This window comes from Pseudomonas parafulva (assembly GCF_000800255.1).
GTDB lineage: Bacteria > Pseudomonadota > Gammaproteobacteria > Pseudomonadales > Pseudomonadaceae > Aquipseudomonas > Aquipseudomonas boreofloridensis.
Map to the genome: position 1 here is coordinate 4,942,650 of NZ_CP009747.1, position 21,905 is coordinate 4,964,554.

General features: G+C 63.7%; 19 protein-coding genes. 11 read left to right on the forward strand and 8 right to left on the reverse strand.

Annotated elements, in window-relative coordinates; all coding sequences use genetic code 11:
* Positions 1-39 precede the first annotated feature (39 nt).
* Positions 40-2,502, forward strand: a complete 2,463-nt coding sequence (locus NJ69_RS21525; protein ID WP_052192186.1) for a TonB-dependent siderophore receptor — start codon at positions 40-42, stop codon at positions 2,500-2,502.
* 53 nt (positions 2,503-2,555) lie between these two features.
* On the opposite strand, the gene nadE is transcribed toward NJ69_RS21525, so the two are convergent.
* Entirely contained in the window at positions 2,556-3,383 is an 828-nt protein-coding gene (gene nadE, locus NJ69_RS21530; RefSeq protein WP_029612756.1) for an ammonia-dependent NAD(+) synthetase, read from the reverse strand.
* Between the two features lie 3 nt (positions 3,384-3,386).
* Positions 3,387-4,592, reverse strand: a complete 1,206-nt coding sequence (pncB, locus tag NJ69_RS21535; RefSeq protein WP_039582888.1) for a nicotinate phosphoribosyltransferase — start codon at positions 4,590-4,592, stop codon at positions 3,387-3,389.
* Positions 4,593-5,007: 415 nt separating this feature from the next.
* On the opposite strand from pncB, the gene NJ69_RS21540 reads away from it, so the two are divergent.
* The 6 genes from NJ69_RS21540 to NJ69_RS21565 all read left to right on the forward strand — a co-directional run bounded on the left by NJ69_RS21540 (position 5,008) and on the right by NJ69_RS21565 (position 11,464).
* Complete coding sequence (locus NJ69_RS21540; RefSeq protein WP_039582890.1) at positions 5,008-6,144, forward strand: branched-chain amino acid ABC transporter substrate-binding protein; 1,137 nt, start codon at positions 5,008-5,010, stop codon at positions 6,142-6,144.
* A 157-nt stretch (positions 6,145-6,301) separates the two neighbouring features.
* Entirely contained in the window at positions 6,302-7,216 is a 915-nt protein-coding gene (locus NJ69_RS21545) for an ABC transporter permease subunit (protein WP_029612753.1), read from the forward strand.
* 2 nt (positions 7,217-7,218) lie between these two features.
* Positions 7,219-8,520, forward strand: coding sequence for a high-affinity branched-chain amino acid ABC transporter permease LivM (gene livM / locus NJ69_RS21550; RefSeq protein WP_039582891.1), 1,302 nt, complete (start codon positions 7,219-7,221; stop codon positions 8,518-8,520).
* Positions 8,517-9,392 (forward strand): ATP-binding cassette domain-containing protein, encoded by an 876-nt coding sequence (locus NJ69_RS21555; protein WP_039582892.1) that lies wholly within the window; start codon positions 8,517-8,519, stop codon positions 9,390-9,392. Before livM ends, NJ69_RS21555 begins: the two co-directional genes overlap by 4 nt.
* Positions 9,389-10,105: an ABC transporter ATP-binding protein gene (locus tag NJ69_RS21560; RefSeq protein ID WP_039582895.1), complete on the forward strand. Its 717-nt coding sequence runs from the start codon at positions 9,389-9,391 to the stop codon at positions 10,103-10,105. Before NJ69_RS21555 ends, NJ69_RS21560 begins: the two co-directional genes overlap by 4 nt.
* Positions 10,106-10,696: 591 nt before the next feature.
* A complete protein-coding gene (locus NJ69_RS21565) occupies positions 10,697-11,464 on the forward strand; it encodes an SDR family oxidoreductase (protein ID WP_080754788.1) in 768 nt (255 codons plus the stop codon).
* Between the two features lie 35 nt (positions 11,465-11,499).
* On the opposite strand, the gene NJ69_RS21570 is transcribed toward NJ69_RS21565, so the two are convergent.
* The 3 genes from NJ69_RS21570 to NJ69_RS21580 form a co-directional block, all read right to left on the reverse strand.
* Entirely contained in the window at positions 11,500-12,609 is a 1,110-nt protein-coding gene (locus tag NJ69_RS21570; protein ID WP_052192188.1) for an AGE family epimerase/isomerase, read from the reverse strand.
* Between the two features lie 135 nt (positions 12,610-12,744).
* Entirely contained in the window at positions 12,745-13,377 is a 633-nt protein-coding gene (locus tag NJ69_RS21575; protein ID WP_029612748.1) for a TetR family transcriptional regulator, read from the reverse strand.
* Positions 13,378-13,559: 182 nt separating this feature from the next.
* Entirely contained in the window at positions 13,560-13,925 is a 366-nt protein-coding gene (locus tag NJ69_RS21580; protein WP_039582897.1) for a hypothetical protein, read from the reverse strand.
* 329 nt (positions 13,926-14,254) lie between these two features.
* On the opposite strand from NJ69_RS21580, the gene NJ69_RS21585 reads away from it, so the two are divergent.
* Positions 14,255-16,318 (forward strand): AsmA family protein, encoded by a 2,064-nt coding sequence (locus tag NJ69_RS21585; RefSeq protein WP_039582898.1) that lies wholly within the window; start codon positions 14,255-14,257, stop codon positions 16,316-16,318.
* A 657-nt stretch (positions 16,319-16,975) separates the two neighbouring features.
* Here NJ69_RS21585 and NJ69_RS21590 read toward each other — a convergent pair.
* Both NJ69_RS21590 and osmE read right to left on the reverse strand, forming a co-directional pair.
* Positions 16,976-17,506: a ferritin-like domain-containing protein gene (locus NJ69_RS21590; RefSeq protein WP_029613665.1), complete on the reverse strand. Its 531-nt coding sequence runs from the start codon at positions 17,504-17,506 to the stop codon at positions 16,976-16,978.
* Positions 17,507-17,554: 48 nt separating this feature from the next.
* Positions 17,555-17,902, reverse strand: coding sequence for an osmotically-inducible lipoprotein OsmE (osmE, locus tag NJ69_RS21595; protein WP_039582900.1), 348 nt, complete (start codon positions 17,900-17,902; stop codon positions 17,555-17,557).
* Positions 17,903-18,093: 191 nt separating this feature from the next.
* Here osmE and NJ69_RS21600 point away from each other — a divergent pair, with 191 nt between their 5' ends.
* Both NJ69_RS21600 and NJ69_RS21605 read left to right on the forward strand, forming a co-directional pair.
* On the forward strand, positions 18,094-18,375 hold the full coding sequence (locus tag NJ69_RS21600; protein ID WP_029613666.1) for a PsiF family protein: 282 nt from the start codon (positions 18,094-18,096) through the stop codon (positions 18,373-18,375).
* Positions 18,376-18,445: 70 nt separating this feature from the next.
* A complete protein-coding gene (locus tag NJ69_RS21605; RefSeq protein WP_029613667.1) occupies positions 18,446-19,453 on the forward strand; it encodes an AI-2E family transporter in 1,008 nt (335 codons plus the stop codon).
* Positions 19,454-19,505: 52 nt separating this feature from the next.
* On the opposite strand, the gene NJ69_RS21610 is transcribed toward NJ69_RS21605, so the two are convergent.
* Entirely contained in the window at positions 19,506-20,777 is a 1,272-nt protein-coding gene (locus NJ69_RS21610; RefSeq protein WP_039582902.1) for an Hsp70 family protein, read from the reverse strand.
* A gap of 163 nt (positions 20,778-20,940) precedes the next feature.
* Here NJ69_RS21610 and cbpA point away from each other — a divergent pair, with 163 nt between their 5' ends.
* On the forward strand, positions 20,941-21,903 hold the full coding sequence (cbpA, locus tag NJ69_RS21615) for a curved DNA-binding protein (RefSeq protein ID WP_029613669.1): 963 nt from the start codon (positions 20,941-20,943) through the stop codon (positions 21,901-21,903).
* Positions 21,904-21,905: the final 2 nt, after the last annotated feature.

Genomic DNA, 21,905 nt, shown 5'->3' on the forward strand with positions numbered 1-21,905 from the left:
TGGCATTGAAAGTGCGACTCATCAACTGGAGCACTTGCGGTGAACACCCCCTTCAAACCTTTTCCTGCCCACATGTCCCCCCTGCGGCGCAGCCTGCTGGCCTGCCTGATGCTGTGCTTGCCCTTCGAGATGGCCCGCGCTACCTCGGTGACCCGCGAGCAGGATACCGCGCGGCAGATGGAGATCGCCGCGTCCTCGCTCGACCGGGTGCTGTCGAGCTTCGCCGCAGCCCAGGGCGTCACCTTGCTCTACGACACGCGTCTCACCGAGGGCCTGAACAGTCCGGGCTTGCACGGGCGCTACGGGGTCATCGACGGATTCTCCACGCTGCTGCGCGGCACCGGCCTTGAACTGATCGGCCACGGCAGCGACTTCAGTGTGCAGCGCCGCGCCGCCACCACCTTGGAGGACACTCAGGTCCAGGATTCGCGCCTGACCCTGGGTAGCACCACCGAGCACAGCGGTTCCTACACCACTGGCAGCCTGGGCGTGGCCACCCGTCTGCCGCTGTCGATTCGCGAGACGCCGCAGTCGGTGAGCGTGGTCACCCGCACGCGCATGGACGATCAGGGCATGACCCGCCTGGAAGACGCGTTGCAGCAGGTGGCCGGCGTCAATGTGATGTATGAGAGCGCCGACCAGGTGCGCTTCTACTCCCGCGGCTTCGCCATGGACAACGTGCAGGAGAATGGCGCCAGTTCGTCGTTTCAGGGCAGCGTGCCGGGCATGGGCTCGGCCGAAGCCTCCAGCGATTCCCCGGACCTGGCCATCTATGACCGGGTCGAGGTGCTGCGCGGTGCTTCCGGCCTGACCCAGGGCACCGGTGAGCCGGGCGGCACGGTCAACCTCGTGCGCAAGGCGCCTACCCACGACTTCCAGGCCTCGACCCGCCTCAGTGCCGGCTCATGGGACCGTTACCGCAACGAAATCGATGTGTCCGGTCCGCTCGATGCACAAGGCAACCTGCGTGGCCGGGTGGTGACGGTGTATCAGGACGGCAACTCGTTCATCGACCACGTCGGCACCGATCGGCAATTGCTGTTCGGCACCCTGGCCTACGATTTCACCCCTGACACCACCCTCACCACCGGCTACACCTGGCAGAAGTCGCACATCGTGCCCAACCTCTATGGCGTGCCGATGGCCACCGACTACAGCAGCCTGCCGCTGTCGCGCTCGACCTTTCTCGGTGCGAGTTGGAACAGCATGACCTACGAGAAGCACAACACCTTCGCCGAACTGGAGCATCACTTCGACCCTGACTGGACCCTCAGTGCGTCGCTCAACTACACCGCGACCCAGGGCGATGGCCAGTTCATCGGCGTCTTCGGCAATGGCGTGGCCGGGGTTGGCCGCGACGGTCTGGCGCGGCTGAACAACGTCATTCACCGCGACAACGCTGGCGACCAATACGCTGGCAATCTGAACCTGGCCGGCCGTTTCGACCTGCTCGGCCGCAGTCACGAGGTGGTGCTGGGCGGGGACTATCAATTGGAGCATTACGACAATCGCGTCGGCATTCTGGCCAACACCGCGCGGGTGGATGTGTACCGCTTCGACCCCTCCAGCCTGGCCAAACCGCACGTGCCGTACCGCAGTCGCTATCGCTACGACAACTATCAACGCGGCGCTTATGTCGCCACGCGGTTGAACCTGAGTGACGACCTCAAGCTGATCTTGGGCAGCCGTTACAGCGGGTTCTACTTCAACTTCCGCTCCAAGAGTCTGGCCACCGGCCGCGAAACGCGCTCGCCGTACCGCGAAGACGGCCAGCTCACGCCTTATGGCGGCCTGATCTGGGACTTGGACGAACACCTGTCCTGGTACGCCAGCTACACCAGCATCTTCAAGCCGCAGAACCTGGTGGACGAGTCCAACTCACCGCTCAAGCCCATCGTCGGCAGCAACTATGAGACCGGCCTCAAGGGCAGCTACTTCGAGGGCGGGCTGAATGTGTCGGCTGCGCTGTATCGCATCCTTCAAGAGAATCGCGGCATAGACAACGGCAATCCAGCGTGTGTGGACAACTGCAACGAAGCGGCGGGCAGGGTGCGCAGCCAAGGCGTGGAGCTGGAGGCTTCCGGTGCCTTGAGCGAGCGTTGGCAGGTGTATGCGGGCTATACCTTCAGCCGCAGCGAGTACCTGGACGATGCATCGACCAGCATCAAAGCCGGTGATCCCTATGCACAATGGTTCCCCAAACACCTGCTGCGCCTGTACACCGACTACCGCCTGGCCACAGGCGGTGATCGCTGGAGCATCGGCGGCGGCCTGAGCAGCCAGAGCAGCACCGATACCAGTCGCAACATGTACCAGGGTGGCTACACCCTGTTCAGCGCCAACCTGGCGTACCGGCTGGATTCGCACACCACCGTCAGCCTGGTGGGCAACAACCTCACCGACAAGGCCTACTACATCCCGGTGTCCAATCGACACCGCGGTGGCAACAACTTCTACGGCGATCCGCGCAATGCCACCCTGACGGTGACCTGGACCTACTGAGTGGCCAGTCGGCTCACGGCAAGCGCCACGAACAGGCTGGCCAGTCGCGCGCCTCAGGGGGCGTAGGGCTGCTCGCGCTTGTGCTGGGTCTTACGGTAGGTGGCGACGATGATGTCGAACGCCTCCTGACGCACCGGCTGGCCCTGCAGGAAGGCATCGATCTCTTGATAGGTGACGCCGTGGGCCGCTTCGTCGGGCTTGCCCGGCTCCAGGTCTTCGAGGTCAGCCGTCGGCACCTTCTCCACCAGCGACTCCGGCGCGCCAAAGTGGCGAGCGATCGCCCGCACCTGGTTTTTCACGAGTCCCGCCAGCGGGGTGAGGTCGCAGGCGCCATCGCCGAACTTGGTGAAGAAGCCCATCACCGCTTCGGCCGCGTGGTCAGTACCGATCACCAGGCCCGCGCGAGCACCGGCAAGGGTGTACTGGGCGACCATGCGGGTGCGCGCCTTGACGTTGCCGACCACGAAGTCCACCAGGGTGGGCGAGCCGTGCTTCAGTTCTTCCACTTCGGCGGCCAGGGCCTTCACCGCCGGGGCGATATCGACGGTATGCACTTCGTCGGGCTTGATCACCGCAAGGCAAGCCTGGGCGTCGTGTTCGTCATGCTGCACCTGGTAGGGCAGGCGCACGGCGATGAAGGTGTAGGCCTTGTCACCGGTTTCACTGCGCAGCTCGGTGATGGCGCGCTGGGCGAGCAGGGCGGCGGTCAGCGAATCGACGCCGCCGCTGATGCCCAGCACCAGTGTCTTGAGCCGGGCGTTGGCCAGGCAGTCCTTGATGAAGGCCACGCGCCGGGCCACTTCCTGCTCGAGCGCGGCGGCGTCGGCGAAAGGCGGCTGCACCTTGAGCGCCTGGGCAATTTCCTGCTGGACGGCTTGCATGGGTTACTCCTTGCTGGGGACTTTGAATACGTGACGCAGGTAAGCGACGAAATTGTCGTCGCGGCATTGGGTCTTGGCCGCCTCGTCGGAGATCTTCGCCACCGGCGAGCCGTTGCAGTCGGTCATTTTAAGCACGATGCTCATCGGCGCCACGCCCGGTATGTCGCAGGTCAGGTTGGTGCCGATGCCGAAGCTGACGTTGATCCGACCGCGCAGGGCGCGGAAGATGCCCAGGGCGCGGGGCAGGTCCAGGCCGTCGGAGAACACCAGGGTCTTGGTCATCGGATCGATGCCCAGCTTGCGATAGTGGGCGATGGCTTTTTCCGCCCAGGCCACCGGCTCGCCGGAATCGTGGCGCAGGCCGTCGAAGAGCTTGGCGAAATACAGGTCGAAGTCACCGAGAAACGCATCCATGGTGATGCAATCGGTCAGGGCGATGCCCAGCAGTCCGCGATACTCGCGAACCCAGCAGTCCAGCGCGGCGATCTGGCTGTCGATCAGCCGTGGACCGAGCTGCTGGTGGGCCATGATCCACTCATGGGCCATGGTGCCCAGCGGCTTGATGTCCAGCTTCCAGGCCAGATCGACGTTGCTGGTGCCGACGAAGCGTCCTGGGAAGTCGTCGCGCATCATGCGCACCACCTGCTCCTGCACGCGGCTGGAGAAGCGCCGACGGGTGCCGAAGTCGGCGACCTGCAACTGGCTCAATTCCTCCTCGCTGGCATTGCTACGCAGCCAGTCGAACTTGCGCTGCAACTGCTCGCTCGCCGCACTCAGTGGCATTTGCGGGTGCAGGTGACGGTTGCGCATCTCGCTGATGATCGCCAGCAGCGGCACTTCGAACAGGATCACATGCAGCCAGGGGCCGCGCAGGCGCAGGAACAATTGGTCATGCTCGATGCCCAGGTGCAGGTAGCGCAGGTTGAAGCGGAACAGGCGCAGGAAGCGCAGGAAGTCGGGCTTGAGAAAGCTGATGCGTTCCAGGAACTGCATCTGGCCGTCATCGAGGGTCAGGTCGGCCAGCTGTTCGATCTGCTGGCGGATTTCGCTCAAGTAAGGCCGCAGGTCCTCGCCGTTGCGGCAGCGGAATTCCCATTCCACGTCGGCGTCCGGATAGTTGTGCAACACGGCCTGCATCATGGTGAGCTTGTAGAAATCGGTGTCGAGCAGGTTGTGCACGATGCGCTCAGCGAATGCGCTCTCGCTCATTGAATGGCTCCAGGGCGGCGATTGGCGCTCATTGTGCCAGGGTTCAGCGACTGCGCGGGAATGGAAGCAGAGGTTGCGGGTTGGGTCACAGCCTTGAAACGGTGCCTGTCTGTAGCACTCGTGCACCAGCGGTGTGCACTTCGGTGACGTCGCACCGTTACACGCAGGTTGCACGTTGATGCCTGTGTTGGTTGCAATGATGGCACCCGTGGGTTGCACCTGGCTGGCGAAGGAGGTGGCGCTTCGCCGGAGCTAGACGGTTGCACGGTCAATAAAGAAACGTCCTACAGGGCGAGGGGCGTTGTCTGAGGCATATCCTGTTCCGTCAGATAAAACCGATGGCACGGCCCTTGCTCGGAGCATCGTGTTGATGAAGTTGTAGTGCCAACTAAAAAAACTCTAGGAGCACCACCTCATGTCGCAGACGTTTTACAAGAAAGGTTTCCTGGCACTGGCCGTGGCAACGGCACTGGGTGTTTCTTCGTATGCACAAGCCGACGTGAAGATCGGCGTGGCGGGCCCGATGACCGGGGCCAACGCAGCGTTTGGCGAGCAATACATGAAAGGTGCGCAAGCGGCGGCCGATGTGATCAACAAGGCCGGCGGCATCAATGGGGAGCAGATCGTGCTGGTCAAGGGCGACGATGCCTGCGAGCCGAAGCAGGCCGTGGCCGTAGCCAACCGTCTGGTCGATCAGGACAAGGTGATCGGTGTGGTCGGACACTTCTGCTCCTCCAATACCATTCCTGCCTCCGAGGTGTACGACGAAGCCGGGGTGATCGCCATCACGCCAGGTTCGACCAACCCGCAGGTTACCGAGCGTGGCCTGTCGGCGATGTTCCGCATGTGCGGTCGTGACGACCAGCAGGGCATCGTCGCCGGCAACTACATCGTCGATGTGCTCAAGGGCAAGAAGGTCGCCGTGCTGCACGACAAGGACACCTATGGCCAGGGCCTGGCGGACGCGACCAAGGCGCAACTGGAGAAGCGCGGCATCAAGCCGGTGCTCTACGAGGGCCTGACCCGTGGCGAGAAGGACTTCAGCGCCGTGGTGACCAAGATTCGCGCGGCCGGTGCCGATGTGGTGTATTTCGGCGGCCTGCACCCGGAAGCCGGCCCTCTGGTGCGCCAACTGCGCGAGCAGGGCCTGAAGGACGTGGCGTTCATGTCCGACGACGGCATCGTCACCGACGAGCTGGTCTCCACCGCCGGCGGCGCCCAGTACACCAACGGCGTGTACATGACCTTCGGCGCCGACCCGCGCCTGCTGCCCGACAGCAAGGCCGTGGTCGAGGAGTTCCGCAAGGCCGGCACCGAGCCTGAAGGCTACACCCTCTACGCCTACGCTTCGCTGCAGGCACTGGCTGCGGCCTTCAACGGCGCCAAGTCGAACAAAGGCGAAGACGCTGCCAAGTGGCTCAAGGCCAACCCGGTCAAGACCGTCATGGGCGAGAAGAAGTGGGATGCCAAGGGTGACCTGACCGTCTCCGACTACGTGGTCTACCAGTGGGATGCCAACGGCAAGTACCACCAGCTCGAAAAACAACAATAACAACGGCCGCGGCCCGGTCGCCTGAAGGCGCCGGGCCTGGCTGCGCGGTGTCCGTACTTTATCCGTAGATCTGCACAGTCCTGCGCGGCGAGGGTCGTGTCACCCTTGCCCCCGCCGTGGTCGGCGCTCGTGCAATCTCGACAGGTGAGATTGCGTTATGGATGGGATTTTCCTGCAGCAACTGATCAACGGCCTGACCCTCGGGTCGGTCTATGGTCTGATCGCCATCGGCTACACAATGGTCTATGGCATCATCGGCATGATCAACTTCGCGCACGGCGAGGTGTACATGATCTCCGCGTACCTCGCGGCGATCAGCCTGGCATTGCTGGCCTACTTCGGCATCGAGTCCTTCCCGCTGCTCATGCTCGGCACGCTGTTGTTCACCATCGTCGTCACCGGTGTCTATGGCTTCACCATCGAGCGCATCGCCTACAAGCCGCTGCGCAACTCCACCCGCCTGGCGCCGCTGATCAGTGCCATCGGCATTTCGCTGATCCTGCAGAACTACGCGCAGATCAGCCAGGGCGCCCGCCAGCAAGGCGTGCCGACCCTGCTCGAAGGCGCCTGGCGCGTCGACATCGGCAGTGGCTTCGTCCAGCTCACCTACACCAAAGTGTTCATCCTGGTCGCTGCGTTCGCGGGCATGGCCCTGCTCACCTACATCATCAAGTACACCAAGCTCGGGCGCATGTGCCGGGCCACCCAGCAGGACCGCAAGATGGCCTCGATCCTGGGTATCAACACCGACCGGGTGATCTCCTATGTGTTCGTCATCGGCGCGGTCATGGCCGCGTTGGCCGGTGTGCTGATCACCTTGAACTACGGCACCTTCGACTTCTACGCCGGCTTCATCATCGGCATCAAGGCCTTTACCGCCGCGGTGCTTGGTGGCATCGGCTCGCTGCCGGGGGCCATGCTCGGCGGGATCATCCTGGGCATCTCCGAGTCGCTGTTCTCGGGGCTGATCAACTCCGACTACAAGGATGTGTTCAGCTTCTCGCTGCTGGTGCTGATCCTCATCTTCCGTCCACAAGGCCTGTTGGGCCGCCCACTCGTGGCCAAGGTGTGAACATGTCCATTGCCCATACTGCCCCTGTCTCCACCCGCAACGGCTTCGACATCAAGCGCAGCCTCGTGGAAACCCTCGTCGCCGGCCTGCTGGCGCTCATCGTCTTCGGCCCGGTGGTCGGCGTGGTCCTCGACGGCTACAGCTTCAACGCCGAGCCTCGGCGCGTGGCCTGGTTGGTCGGCACCGTGATGATCGGCCGCCTGTTACTCAGCCTGTTCCTGCAGAGCGCCGCCGGCCAGCGCTTGCAGCAGGGCTTCGACAACGGCGGCTCCGGCGTGCACGTGCTGGCGCCCAACTACAAATCGCGCCTGCGCTACATCATTCCGGCGCTGATCGTGATCGCCATCGTCTTTCCGATCTTCGCCAACAAGTACCTGCTGACCGTGGTCATCCTCGGGCTGATCTACGTGCTGCTGGGCTTGGGCCTGAACATCGTGGTCGGCCTGGCCGGGTTGCTCGACCTGGGCTACGTGGCGTTCTACGCCATCGGTGCCTATGGCCTGGCGCTGGGCTACCAGTACCTGGGGCTGGGCTTCTGGAGCGTGCTGCCGCTGGCGGCCATCGCCGCCGCCCTGGCCGGCTGCATCCTCGGTTTCCCGGTGTTGCGCATGCATGGCGACTACCTGGCCATCGTGACCCTGGGCTTCGGCGAGATCATCCGTCTGGTGCTGAACAACTGGCTGTCCTTCACTGGCGGTCCGAATGGCATGCCGGCACCGTCGCCGACCTTCTTCGGCCTGGAGTTCGGCCGCCGGGCCAAGGACGGCGGGGTGCCGTTCCACGAGTTCTTCGGCCTGGAATACAACGCCAACTACAAGTTCCTGTTCATCTACATCGTGCTGTTCCTGGTGGTGCTGGCGGTGCTGTACATCAAGCACCGGCTGACCCGCATGCCGGTGGGGCGCGCCTGGGAGGCGCTGCGCGAGGACGAGATCGCCTGCCGCTCGATGGGCCTGAACCATGTCCTGGTCAAGCTCTCGGCCTTCACCTTAGGGGCGTCCACCGCGGGCCTGGCCGGGGTGTTCTTCGCCACCTACCAGGGCTTCGTCAATCCGTCTTCGTTCACCTTCTTCGAGTCGGCGCTGATCCTGGCCATCGTCGTGCTCGGCGGCATGGGCTCGACCGTGGGCGTGGTGATCGCCGCGTTCGTACTGACCGTGGCGCCGGAGCTGTTGCGCAGCTTCTCCGAATACCGCGTGCTGCTATTCGGCGTGCTGATGGTGCTGATGATGATCTGGCGACCGCGCGGGCTGATCCGCATCAGCCGCACCGGCGTGGTTCCGCGTAAAGGAGTGGCGCCATGAGCGACGACATCATTCTCTCGGTGGACAACCTGATGATGCAGTTCGGCGGCATCAAGGCGCTCAGCGATGTGAGCCTCAAGGTGCGCCGTAACCAGATCTTCGCCCTGATCGGCCCCAACGGCGCCGGCAAGACCACCGTCTTCAACTGCCTGACCGGCTTCTACAAGGCCAGTGGCGGACGCATCGAGCTCCACGCGCGCGGTACCCGCACCAATGTCATCGAGCTGCTGGGCGAGCGCTTCGAAGCGGCGGATTTCTTCTCCCTGCCGCGCTTCGCCAGTCGCGTGTACTACAAGATGTTCGGCGGCACCCACTTGGTGAACCGTGCTGGCCTGGCGCGGACCTTCCAGAACATTCGCCTGTTCAAAGAGATGTCGGTGGTGGAAAACCTGTTGGTGGCCCAGCACATGTGGGTCAACCGCAACCTGCTGGCCGGCGTGCTCAACACCAAGGCCTACCGCCAGGCCGAAAGCGATGCCCTGGACCATGCGTTCTACTGGCTCGAAGTGGTCGATCTGGTCGATTGCGCCAACCGCCTGGCCGGCGAGCTGTCGTACGGTCAGCAGCGCCGTCTGGAAATCGCCCGCGCCATGTGCACACGGCCCAAGATCATCTGTCTGGACGAGCCGGCTGCCGGCCTCAACCCGCAGGAGACCGAGGCCCTGAGCCGCATGATTCGTGTACTGCGCGACGAGCACGACATCACCGTGGTGCTGATCGAGCACGACATGGGCATGGTCATGAGCATTTCCGACCACATCGTCGTGCTCGACCACGGCAACGTCATCGCCGAAGGTGCGCCGCAGGATATCCGCAACAACCCGATGGTGATCGCCGCCTACCTGGGTGCCGACGAAGAGGAACTGGTATGAGTGCACCCATTCTCGAACTCAAGGACCTGGACGTGTTCTACGGCCCGATCCAGGCGTTGAAGCAGGTCTCGATGCACATCGAGGAGGGCGAGACGGTCAGCCTGATCGGTGCCAACGGTGCGGGCAAGTCCACGCTGCTGATGTCGATCTTCGGTCAACCGCGCGCCAGCGCCGGGCAAATTCTCTATCGCGGCACCGACATCACCCGCAAGTCGTCGCACTACATCGCCTCCAATGGCATCGCCCAGTCGCCGGAGGGGCGGCGGGTGTTTCCCGACATGACGGTCGAGGAAAACCTGATGATGGGGACCATCCCCATCGGCGACAAGCACGCCGACGAGGACATGCAGCGTATGTACGCCCTGTTCCCGCGTTTGAAGGAGCGGCGCAACCAGCGGGCGATGACCATGTCCGGTGGAGAGCAGCAGATGCTGGCCATCGCCCGGGCGCTGATGAGCCGGCCCAAGCTGTTGCTGCTGGATGAGCCGTCGCTGGGGCTGGCACCGATCGTGGTCAAGCAGATTTTCTCGACCCTGCGCGAGCTGGCGCAGACCGGCATGACCATCTTTCTGGTGGAGCAGAACGCCAACCATGCGCTGAAGTTGTCGGATCGCGCCTACGTGATGGTCAACGGGCAAATTCGCATGACTGGTACGGGGCAGGAGTTGTTGGTAAACGACGAGGTGCGCAGCGCGTATCTGGGCGGCCACTGAACACGATCCCGCCCTGCTGCGTGGGGCGGGCATCGATGTGGACAACTTGTCGCACGTGCGTTTTCGAGGGCCTTGAATGCGCCCCGTATACCCAGCGTCACGCGGGTGGGATCTTTTCCACGATTAATGTTGATCTGCCTGTGGAAAACGTGGTGGCACCTCGCTAGACGCCCTATGGATAAAGGGTTTGCGGCAAGTGTTCATTATTTGACCAATTAGATCTTATTCACAGAGCGGTGCTGCTGCGGGCCGTCGTCAGTCGTTCGGAATCCATTCGCCCAGGCTGTGGATAACTCTGTGGGCAACCACTGGACAGACAGCTGCATCCAGCGTGGTGTGAGCCTTGCCCCCCGTGTCAGCGCGCCGTGCGGCTGCTCAGGCGGACCGAGAGGCGAGCGTGACCTCGACAATTGCCCCCAATCCGTGGGGAAAGCCCTGTGGATAACATGCGCATAGCCTGAGCCAGCCCTTGCGCCATAAGGCATGCAGGCTGTTGAACATATTTTGACCAGTGACGCTGTGGCTTGTCGCCAGCCCACGCTGAGGGCATGCTGCCACTCCCGTGACGACCCATCTGCAAAGGAGATCAGCATGACGTCCACCGTATTCATCACCGGGGCTACTTCCGGTTTCGGCGAAGCCACCGCCCGCCGCTTTGCCGAGGCCGGCTGGAAACTGGTGCTCACCGGACGGCGCAAGGAGCGCCTGGATGCCCTGTGCGCCGAGCTGTCGGCCAAGACCGAGGTGCTGGGGCTGGTGGTCGATGTGCGCGATCGCCAGGCCATGGAGGCGGCGATCGCCAGCCTGCCGCCAAGCTTCGACACGCTTCAGGCCCTGGTCAACAACGCCGGTCTGGCCCTCGGCGCCGACCCTGCGCCGCAGTGCGACCTGGATGACTGGGACACCATGGTCGACACCAACATCAAAGGCCTGATGTACACCACCCGACTGCTGCTGCCCCGCCTGATCGCCCATGGCCGTGGCGCAAGCATCCTCAATGTCGGCTCCGTCGCCGGCAATTATCCGTATCCGGGCAGCCATGTGTATGGCGGCACCAAGGCGTTCGTCGGCCAGTTCTCTCTGAGCCTGCGTTGCGACCTGCGCGGCACCGGGGTGCGGGTCACCACCATCGAGCCGGGGCTGTGCGAAAGCGAGTTCTCGCTGGTGCGCTTCGGTGGCGATCAGGCGCGTTACGACGCGACCTATGCCGGTGCCGAGCCGATCCAGCCGCAGGACATTGCCGAGACCGTCTTCTGGGTGCTCAACCAGCCCGCCCACGTCAACATCAACACCCTCGAACTGATGCCGGTGAGCCAGGACTGGGCCGGTTTCGCCATCGACCGCAGCGTCAAGGGCTAGCCGTCAGAGGGCGCCGCACGGCGCCCACACCCCGCTCAGACGATCTGCAGCAGCCCGTGCAAAGCGGTAGCCAGGTGATAGGGCGTGGTCGAGGGCATGTCGTGACGGCTCACCGCGCCGCTGGCGTCGCGGCACTCGTGCCAACCGGCCGGGTACAGGAAGTCGTCCTGCAGGGCGGTCAATTGCTTCACCAGGCGAGGTTCGGCGTTCGACTGCAACGTCAGCGCGCGCAGGTACTCGGCCTTGGCCCAGATGCGCTGCGTGGCGTCGAGCACGCGGCCGTCGATGTCGAGCATCGCCACTACCGCATTGCCTTGCACGCCATGCTGTTCGGCGTAGCTGAAAGCGCGTTCGATGGCCGTGTGCAAGGCACTGTCGCGCAGTAGCGGTGAGGTATCGAGCAAGAACAACCATTCGAACTGATGGCCGGGCTCGAACCAGTTATCCACAGCGCCCAGCGGCTTCTCCATCATCACGCCATGCGCCGGATCGATGAAGTCACGGTGCAGGGCTGTGCATAACTGCACCAGGGCCTGCTCGACCGCCGTGTCCTCGCGCACTGCCAGGGTTTGAAGAAAGGCTTCGGCCAGGTGCATTTGCGGATTCTGCAGCGGCCCACTCGAGAGATCCGACCAGTCCTCACCGAGCACCGCCTCGTAGAGTCCATCGTCGCGGGCGAAGCGTTCTGCAATCACCGCCAGGGCAGCGTTGAGGGTCGACTCGACCAGCCCCTCACGCACCTGCCCCCAGTAATGCGCGCAGGCAAAGGCGATGAAGGCATGCGTGTACAGGTCTTTGCGCCGGTCCAGCGGCGTGCCGTCGGCGGCGATGCTGTAGAACCAGCCACCGTGCTCGGCATCGTGGAAGTGCCGCTGCAGCGAGCGGAACAACGCCGCTGCACGCTCGGCCGCCCCCGGTTGCTCGATGCGGCTGCTGAACAGGTACAACTGCCTTGCGCACGCCATGGCCCGATAGCGCTGCACGGGCAGAGGACGGTGCTCGGCATCGAGCGCCTCGAAGGGCAGGGCCATGTCAGCGTTCCAGCCCGGCCCTTGCCACAGCGGCACGATGCGCGAGTCGAAATGCTCACGGACCTGGGCCAGGCGGTTGGTCAGCTCGGACGGTTCAGGAAGGGACTTGGACATGGCAACGCTCGTGACAATCGGGCAGGTCGCCATGTTAACAGCTAGCGGCAAGCGGCAAGTTGCGAGCGACAAGAAAAAGCCGTGCACTCACTGGCTTGCCGCTTGCCGCTTGCCGCTTGCCGCTTGCCGCTTGCCCTATCCCCGATTGCCCAGGCCTTGCCAGTGGCGTGCGCCGACAAAGATGAAGCGCAACTGCTGGGTGATCTTTTCCTGGGGCGTCAACGACTGCGGACAAGTCGGGTCGGGGGTGTCGATCAGCTCGGGCAGGGTCGCGAACACGGTCTTGACCACCAGGTCGGCCATCACCGTCAAGGCGGCGCTGTCCAGGTGCTGCCAGCGTTTCATGCGTGCCAGATCCGTGGCCAGGTCCGAGCTGATGTCCTCGCGCAGGCGGGCGATGGCTTGGCGTACTGGCTGCGAGCCGCCGTACTGCTCGCGGGCCAGGAACAGGAACTGGGCGTGATGCGCCGCGACGACGTCGAGGAAGATGCGCACCGACGCGTCGGTGATACCGCCCAGTTCGAATTCGTTGTGCCGCACCAGGCGGATCGTGTGGCGGAAGGTGGCGTCGACTTCGGCCACCAGGGCCAGGCCCAGGGCGTCCATGTCGGGAAAGTGTCGGTAGAAACCGGTGGGCACGATGCCGGCGGCCTTGGCCACTTCGCGCAGGCTGATGCTGCTGAAGCCACGACCACTTTCCATGAGCTGACAGACCGCATCGAGCAGGGCCAGGCGGGTCTGTTGCTTCTGTTCGGCGCGCGGCAGCATGGGCGGTGAATTCTGAGGCTGTACGGCAGGGCACTCTAGTGAATAAAACGAAGAGCGGTCAATGGCCTGGGATGTCGTCTAGAGAAGGTAGTCGGGGCTGCGTGGCAACCCCGGCATGCTGGCGTGAACAACGTGGGTAGGCTCAAAGCCGTGGGACTGCGTCGCTTCGGCAGCCAACCGCATCAGCTCACCCGGCGGCTGTCGATCAAGCGATCCGAGCCACCTTCGGCCACGCGGTCGTTGCGTTCGATCAAGCGATCCGAGCCACCTTCGGCTACGCGGTCGTTGCGTTCGATCAAGCGATCCGAGCCACCTTCGGCCACGCGGTCGTTGCGTTCGATCAAGCGATCCGAGCCGCCTTCGGCCACGCGGTCGTTGCGTTCGATCAAGCGATCCGAGCCGCCCTCTGCAAGGGGGGTCAAGGGCTGCGCGATCACCGTCGAGGTGGGGCGAGCTTCGCCGCTCAAGTGTTGTTCGGCGGCCGGCAGGGCAAAGGCATTGGCGGCCAGAAGGGAAAGACCAAGGCTCAGCAACAGTGGGCGTTTCATGATTCAGTGCTCCTCGTGGGATGCGAAAAGTGGGTACGAGGGCAATGCTACGCTCGGTAACTCAGCAGAGAAGTTCATACGGTCGATGGTAACAATCAACGCCAATGATGTTCGTCGCGGGAGGCTCTATCGCCGGTGTTTCAGGGCGTCGTTCAGCGCGCCGATCAGGTAGCGGGTGGCGTGCATCTGTCCCTGGAACTGGGCAGTGGGTCAGAAAAACTTCGCTATCATGACCGTCATCGATAAAACCCTGCCGGCTTTCGTCAGTCCCAGCTAATGAACGCCAAGCGCCGCACCGCTTCAGGTCATGCAGTCAGGAGAGCCCCGCAATGACGCGCCCCACCAGAATCTTCACCTGGATCCTCGCCAGCCTCCTAGCCCTGCTGGTGATACTGGTGGTGGTGATCGCCACCTTCGACTGGAACCGCATCAAGCCGCTGCTCAACGAAAAAGTCTCTGAAGCCTTGCACCGTCCCTTCGCCATCAATGGCAACCTGGCCGTGCACTGGCAGCGCGAGCGCGACGAGGGCGGGTGGCGCGCCTGGGTGCCGTGGCCGCGTTTCGTCGCCGAAGACCTGACGCTGGGCAACCCGGACTGGCTCAAGGCGCCGCAGATGGTCGGTCTGGAGCGGGTCGAGTTCCGCCTCTCGCCCTTGCCGTTGCTGGTTCAGACGATTTCCATTCCGCGCATCGACCTCACCCATCCCACGGCCGACCTGACCCGCCTGGCCGATGGCCGTGCCAACTGGAACTTCGATTTCGGGCCCAAGGACGAGAACGCCGAACCGTCGAAGTGGGTGCTGGACATCGGCGCCATCGGTTTCGACCAAGGCAATGTCAGCTTCGACGACCAGACCCTCAAGACCCAGATGAAGGTGCAGATCGACCCACTGGGCAAGCCGATTCCGTTCAGCGAGATCGTCGGCAAGGCCAAGGCCGACGAGACCGGCGGCGCGCAGGACTACGCCTTCGGCCTCAAGGCCCAAGGTCGCTACAAAGGTCAGGCGGTGAACGCCACCGGCAAGATCGGTGGCCTGTTGGCGCTGCAGGACAGCCGCCAGCCGTTCCCGCTGCAAGTCGATGCGCGCGTGGGCGATACCCGCGCTGCCGTCGCCGGCACCCTGACCGACCCGCGCAACCTCGGCGCCCTGGACCTGCGCCTGAAACTCTCCGGCAGCAGCCTGGGCAACCTCTATCCCCTGACGGGCGTGACCTTGCCCGACACCCCGGCCTATTCCACCGACGGTCACCTCACCGCCAACCTGCACGACGCCGGCGGCGCGCGTTTCCGCTACGAAGACTTCAACGGCAAGATCGGCGACAGCGACATCCACGGCGACCTGGCCTTCGTTGCCAGCCAGCCACGGCCCAAGCTGTCCGGCAAGCTGGTCTCCAACCAGTTGCTGTTCAAGGACCTGGCGCCGCTGATCGGTGCCGATTCCAACGCCGAACAGAAAGCCCGCGGCGGTGCCAGCAAGCAACCCGGCGACAAGGTGTTGCCGGTCGAGGAATTTCGCACCGACCGCTGGCGCGCCATGGACGCCGACGTCACCTTCGCCGGCAAGCGCATCGTCCATAGCGAGCAATTGCCGTTCAAGGACCTGTCGGCCCACGTAGTGCTGGAAGACGGTCTGCTGCGCCTGACTCCGCTACGCTTCGGCGTGGCCGGTGGCAACCTTGATGCCAACATCCGTCTGGATGGCCGCTCGGTGCCGATGCAGGGCCGCGCCCGCCTGACCGCGCGCGGCTTCAAGCTCAAGGAGCTGTTCCCCACCTTCGCACCCATGCAGACCAGTTTCGGCGAGCTCAATGGCGATGCTGACATCAGCGGGCGCGGCAACTCGGTGGCGGCGCTGCTTGGCACCTCCAATGGCGACCTGCGGCTGTTGATCAACGATGGCGCGATCAGCCGCAGCCTGATGGAAATCGCCGGGCTCAACGTCGGCAACTATGTGGTGGACAAGCTGTTCGGCGACGAGGACGTGAAGATCAATTGCGCGGCGGCCGACGTCGGCATCAAGGATGGCTTGGCCAGTACCCGGCTGTTCGTCTTCGATACCGAGAACGCGATCATCTACATCAACGGTACCGCCAACTTCGCCACCGAACGCCTGGACTTGAAAGTCACCCCCGAATCCAAGGGCCTGCGCCTGTTCTCGCTGCGCTCGCCGTTGTACGTGCGCGGCGCGTTCGCCAAGCCCAGTGCCGGCGTGCAAGCGGTGCCCCTGGCCTTGCGCGGGGCAGGCATGGTGGCGTTGGGCGTTGCGGTGGGGCCGGCGGCTGGGCTGCTGGCGTTGATCGCACCCAGCGGTGGTGAGCCTAACCAGTGCACGCCGCTGCTCGAGCGCATGAAGGCCGGCAAGGCGCCGGCTGCAGTGAAGTCGAAGAAGTGATGCGCTTGAAGAAGGCTGCAGTGCTAACGCTGTTCCCTTGAGATCTGTATTGCTGGCATTGGGGCTGCTGCGCAGCCCATCGCGGCACAAGGCCGCTCCCACAAAAATCCGTGCAAGGCCCTGTTTTCAGGGGGTACGCGGACTTTGTGGGAGTCCAATCCATGCATACCGCTGCTCGAGCGCATGAAGGCTGGCAAGGCGCCGGCTGCGGTGAAGTCGAAGAAGTGATGCGCTTGAAGAAGGCTGCAGTGCTAACGCTGTTCCCTTGAGATCTGTATTGCTGGCATTGGGGCTGCTGCGCAGCCCATCGCGGCACAAGGCCGCTCCCACAAAATCCGTGCAAGGCCCTGTTTTCAGGGGGTACGCGGACGTTGTGGGAGTCCAATCCATGCATACCGCTGCTAGAGCGCATGAAGGCTGGCAAGGCGCCGGCTGCGGTGAAGTCGAAGAAGTGATGCGCTTGAAGAAGGCTGCAGTGCTAACGCTGTTCCCTTGAGATCTGTATTGCTGGCATTGGGGCTGCTGCGCAGCCCATCGCGGCACAAGGCCGCTCCCACAGAATCCGTGCAAGGCCCCTGTTTTGAGGGTTTACGCGGACGTTGTGGGAGCGGCCTTGTGCCGCGAAAGGGCCGCAAAGCGGCCCCGAGGATACCTGACTTACAGGCCTTCGAGCAGATCCGACATGTCGTCGGCGTGCTCTTCTTCCTGGGCCAGGATGTCTTCGAAGATGCGGCGAGTGGTCGGGTCTTTGTCGCCGATGTACTGGATGATCTCGCGGTAGCTGTCGATGGCGATGCGCTCGGCCACCAGGTCTTCGAGGACCATTTCCTTCAGGTTGGAACCGGCCACGTACTGGGCGTGGGAGTTCTTGCTCAGGTTGTCCGGGTTGAAGTCCGGTTCGCCACCGAGTTGCACGATACGCTCGGCCAGCTTGTCGGCGTGCTCGGATTCCTGGTTGGCGTGCTCGAGGAACTCCTCGGCGGCGACGCTGGCCTTGATGCCGCTGGCCATGAAGTAGTGGCGCTTGTAGCGCAGGGTGCAGACCAGCTCGGTGGCCAGCGACTCGTTGAGCAGGCGGATGATCTCTTCACGGTCGGCCTTGTAGCCTTCGGTGATGGCGCCGTTCTCGACGTGCTCACGGGCACGATGGCGCAGGGTTTCGATATCGGTCAGTACAGAGTTGCTCATGGGATTCTCCAGTCGAATCAGCTTTTCAGGTCAGAGTCTCGAGAGGTTTTACGCGCCAGGCACGGCCTTGCGGTCCTCTTCTCGTTGCTTGCAGGTCTTGAAACCTTTGGCGTCGACATGCCCGCTGGCGTCGAAGCGCACGTAGTAAGGCTGCTGCTTGCCATCCTTGTTGAGGATGTAGTCGTTGCAGATGCCCCCGTTGGGCAGGTCGCTCATGTTCGACGGACTGCCGCCGATGGCGATGACCTTCTGCGTGGTCATGCCGTTCTCGACCTGCTTGACCAGCGGCTCGTTGCGGTAGGTGACGTAGTCGACCGGATTTTCCGGGCGGCTGTTGCTGCTGCAGGCGGCGAGGGCTGCGCTGGCGATCAGGACGGCCAGGGTCGCTTTGCTCATGATTACGCTCCTTGCAAAAGGTCCGTTACGGGTGGCTGTTAAGCTTGGAACCGCACGGCGCGTCAGGAGTTCGATTCATCAAGCGAAGCGGCAAGAGGCCGGAATACGGGGCCTGGCCGAGGATGTAAAAATTCTTGTCTACACTCAGCAGGACGAGCGCGCATCCAGCGCGCAGACAAGGAGACCACTCCATGAAGCTGCTGCACGTGTCATTGCTGGTGTTGGGCATGTCGATCGCCGGGCAGGGATTCGCCGCCACGGCGCAACAGGAAAAGATGAAGACCTGCAACGCCGAAGCCACGGGCCAGTCGCTCAAGGGCGATGCGCGCAAGGCGTTCATGAGCACCTGCCTGAAGAAGTCGCCCCCCACCCAGCAGGAGAAAATGAAGACCTGCAACGCTGACGCCAGCGGCCAGTCGCTCAAGGGCGACGCACGAAAAGCGTTCATGAGCGACTGTCTGAAGAAGAAGTGACCGGTGCCTATGCCTGTCGCCTGAAGGCTGGCAGACTGCGGATCTTCCCGCTGTCTGCCGCCGAGGCTGTATGACCTTCACTCCCCGCCAGATCACCCTGGCCAGTTGCATCATCGTGGTTGCCGGCCTGCTCCTGGCGTTGCCCCTGAAGTTGTTGCCCAGCCTGCTGGCCGGCCTGCTGGTGTTCGAACTGGTGAACATGCTCACCCCGCGCCTGCAACCGCTGATCGCCGGCCAGCGCGCCCGTTGGCTGGCGGTGGCGCTGTTGGGCACCTTGGTGGTCACCAGCCTGGCGTTGCTGATCGCCGGCGCCTTCAGCTTCCTGCTGCACGAGGCCGAGAACCCCGGCGCTTCGCTGGACAAGTTCATGGGCCTGGTGGAGCGCGCGCGGGGTCAGTTGCCGCCGTTCATCGAGGGTTACCTGCCCGCCAGTGCCGCCGAGTTCAAGGTGGCCATCGGCGACTGGATACGCAGTCACCTGAGCGATCTGCAACTGGTGGGCAAGGGCATGGCACACATGTTCGTGACCCTGCTGATCGGCATGATTCTCGGCGCCATCATCGCCTTGCAGCGTATCCCCGACCTGTCCCGGCGCAAGCCGCTGGCGGCTGCGCTGTTCGAGCGCCTGAGCCTGCTGGTGCAGGCGTTTCGCAACATCGTCTTCGCGCAGATCAAGATTTCCCTGCTCAACACCACCTTCACCGGCATCTTCCTGGCCGTGGTGCTGCCGCTGTTCGGCGTGCACCTGCCGTTGACCAAGACCCTGATCGTGCTGACCTTCCTGCTGGGTCTGCTGCCGGTGATCGGCAACCTGATCTCCAACACGCTGATCACCATCGTCGGGCTGTCGCTGTCGATCTGGGTGGCGGCTGCCGCGCTGGGTTACCTGATCGTGATCCACAAGGTCGAGTATTTCCTCAACGCGCGTATCGTCGGCGGGCAGATCCGCGCCAAGTCCTGGGAACTGCTGCTGGCGATGCTGGTGTTCGAGGCGGCGTTCGGGTTACCGGGGGTGGTGGCGGGGCCGATCTACTACGCCTATCTCAAGAGCGAGTTGCGGCGTATGGAGCTGGTCTGAAGGCCATCGGGGGCTCTAGCGCAGGTTGCCCGCGCTAGAGCCCCGCGCGATCTCAGACCGCCCCGTAGCGCTTGCGCGCTTCGATCGCCAGCCCGCTGCCGATGCTGCCGAAGATGTTCCCTTCCACGTGCCGGGCGTTGGGCAACATCGCCGCGACGCTATTGCGCAGCGCCGGGATGCCGCTGGAGCCGCCGGTAAAGAACACCGTGTCGACCTGCGCCGCCGTTACCCCGGCCTTGACCAGCAGCTCGTCGACACTGCCGCGTACCCGTTGCAGCAAACCGTCGATGGCGTCTTCGAACAAGGCCCGGCTCAACTGCGCCACCAACCCCGACTCGACCCGGCCCAGGTCGATGCTGCGGCTGTCGCGCTCGGTCAGTTCGATCTTGCTGGCCTCCACTTCCATCGCCAGCCAGTGCCCGGCGCGCTGTTCGATCAAGTTGAACAGCCGGTCGATGCCCAGGGTGTCCTCGATGTCATAGCGCATGTTGCCCAGGGCCAACTGCGATTTCTGGCCGTACAAGGCGTTGATGGTGTGCCAGGTGGCCAGGTTCAGGTGATAACTGGTGGGCATCAGCGCGCCGCTTTTCATTCGGCTGCCATAGCCGAACAGCGGCATCACGCCTTGCAGACTGAGCTGCTTGTCGAAATCGGTACCGCCGATGTGTACGCCGCCGGTGGCGAGGATGTCGTCCTGGCGCGCGTCCAGCCGATGACGCTCGGGTGACAGGCGGATCAGGGTGAAGTCCGAGGTACCGCCGCCGATATCGACGATCAGCACCAGCTCTTCAGCGGTGATGCCCGACTCGTAGTCGAAGGCGGCGGCGATGGGTTCGTACTGGAACGACACGTCCTTGAAGCCGATCTTGCGCGCCACCTCGGTCAGGGTATCTTCGGCCTCCTGGTCGGCGGCCGGATCGTCGTCGACGAAGAACACCGGGCGGCCCAGCACCACCTGCTCGAAACTGCGCCCGGCACTGGCTTCGGCGCGCTTCTTCAGTTCGCCGATGAACAGTCCCAGCAGGTCCTTGAACGGCAACGCGCTGCCCAGCACGCTGGTGTCGTGCTTGATCAGCTTGGAGCCCAGCAGGCTCTTGAGCGAGCGCATCAAGCGGCCTTCGTAGCCTTCGAGGTACTCGTGCAGGGCCAGGCGGCCGTACACCGGGCGACGCTCCTCGATGTTGAAGAACACCACCGACGGCAAGGTGATCTTGCCCTCTTCCAGGGCGATCAGCGATTCGACGCCCGGGCGGTGCCAACCCACGGTGGAGTTGGAGGTGCCGAAGTCGATGCCGAGGGCGCGGGCCGGGGATACGTCAGACATGGGGGAAAGCTTCCGGAGGCAAAACGGCCGCGCAGTTTATGCCAGTGGCCGACAGAATCAAGACCGATCGTCTGTCATGGCGCAACGCCAAACGGCCCTTGAAAGGCTATGCTTCACCCCTATCTTCACAAGCAGCACGATATTTCCTACTGGTGATCCTTAGATGGACTTCAAAGACTATTACAAGGTACTCGGCGTTGACCCCAGCGCGGACGAGAAGGCGATCAAGGCGGCCTACCGCAAGCTGGCGCGCAAGTATCACCCTGACGTCAGCAAGGAGCGCGACGCCGAGGACAAATTCAAGGAGGCCAACGAGGCCTACGAAGTATTGGGCGACGCCACCAAGCGCGCCGAGTACGACGAGATCCGCAAGTACGGTGGCCAGCACGGCCGGCCGTTCCAGGCACCGCCGGGCTGGGAAAGCCGTGGCGGTGGCGGCGGTGGTTTCGAGGGCGGCGATTTCTCCGACTTCTTCAGCTCGATCTTCGGTGCCCGTGGCGGCAATCCCTTTGGCGGCGCGCGCGGCCAGCAACAGCAGCGCAGTGCCGGCAGGCGAGGGCAGGACGTGGAACTGGAACTGGCGGTGTTTCTCGAAGAGACCTTGAGCAAGGAATCCAAGCAGATCAGTTTCCAGGTGCCGCAGACCAACGCCGCCGGGCAACGCACCGGCTTCACCACCAAGACCCTGAACGTGAAGATCCCGGCCGGCGTCACCGACGGCGAGCGCATCCGCCTCAAGGGCCAGGGCGCACCGGGCGCGGGCGGCGGCGCCAACGGCGACTTGTTCCTGACCATCCGCATGGCCCCGCACCCGCTGTTCGACGTCGAGGGCCACGACCTGATCATCACCGTGCCCCTGGCACCGTGGGAAGCCGCCCTGGGCACCAAGGTGGCGGTGCCGACGCTCACCGGCAAGATCAACCTGACCATCCGCCCCGACAGCCAGAGCGGCCAGCGCCTGCGGGTCAAGGGCATGGGCCTGGCCACCAAGCAGGGCGAGCGCGGTGACCTCTACGCCCAGCTCAAGGTGGTCATGCCCAGCACCTCCGATGCGACCACCCGCGAACTGTGGACCAAGCTCTCCGAGCAGGCCGCGTTCAACCCGAGGACACAATGGAGTAAGTGACC

Coding starts and splice junctions, on each gene's coding strand:
- nadE (WP_029612756.1), bottom strand. CDS start 3,383: ATGCAAGCCGTCCAGCAGGAAATTGCCCAGGCGCTCAAGGTGCAGCCG.
- NJ69_RS21540 (WP_039582890.1), top strand. CDS start 5,008: ATGTCGCAGACGTTTTACAAGAAAGGTTTCCTGGCACTGGCCGTGGCA.
- pncB (WP_039582888.1), bottom strand. CDS start 4,592: ATGAGCGAGAGCGCATTCGCTGAGCGCATCGTGCACAACCTGCTCGAC.
- NJ69_RS21545 (WP_029612753.1), top strand. CDS start 6,302: ATGGATGGGATTTTCCTGCAGCAACTGATCAACGGCCTGACCCTCGGG.
- NJ69_RS21600 (WP_029613666.1), top strand. CDS start 18,094: ATGAAGCTGCTGCACGTGTCATTGCTGGTGTTGGGCATGTCGATCGCC.
- NJ69_RS21580 (WP_039582897.1), bottom strand. CDS start 13,925: ATGAAACGCCCACTGTTGCTGAGCCTTGGTCTTTCCCTTCTGGCCGCC.
- osmE (WP_039582900.1), bottom strand. CDS start 17,902: ATGAGCAAAGCGACCCTGGCCGTCCTGATCGCCAGCGCAGCCCTCGCC.
- NJ69_RS21585 (WP_039582898.1), top strand. CDS start 14,255: ATGACGCGCCCCACCAGAATCTTCACCTGGATCCTCGCCAGCCTCCTA.
- NJ69_RS21555 (WP_039582892.1), top strand. CDS start 8,517: ATGAGCGACGACATCATTCTCTCGGTGGACAACCTGATGATGCAGTTC.
- NJ69_RS21570 (WP_052192188.1), bottom strand. CDS start 12,609: ATGTCCAAGTCCCTTCCTGAACCGTCCGAGCTGACCAACCGCCTGGCC.
- NJ69_RS21605 (WP_029613667.1), top strand. CDS start 18,446: ATGACCTTCACTCCCCGCCAGATCACCCTGGCCAGTTGCATCATCGTG.
- NJ69_RS21565 (WP_080754788.1), top strand. CDS start 10,697: ATGACGTCCACCGTATTCATCACCGGGGCTACTTCCGGTTTCGGCGAA.
- NJ69_RS21575 (WP_029612748.1), bottom strand. CDS start 13,377: ATGCTGCCGCGCGCCGAACAGAAGCAACAGACCCGCCTGGCCCTGCTC.
- cbpA (WP_029613669.1), top strand. CDS start 20,941: ATGGACTTCAAAGACTATTACAAGGTACTCGGCGTTGACCCCAGCGCG.
- livM (WP_039582891.1), top strand. CDS start 7,219: ATGTCCATTGCCCATACTGCCCCTGTCTCCACCCGCAACGGCTTCGAC.
- NJ69_RS21560 (WP_039582895.1), top strand. CDS start 9,389: ATGAGTGCACCCATTCTCGAACTCAAGGACCTGGACGTGTTCTACGGC.
- NJ69_RS21590 (WP_029613665.1), bottom strand. CDS start 17,506: ATGAGCAACTCTGTACTGACCGATATCGAAACCCTGCGCCATCGTGCC.
- NJ69_RS21610 (WP_039582902.1), bottom strand. CDS start 20,777: ATGTCTGACGTATCCCCGGCCCGCGCCCTCGGCATCGACTTCGGCACC.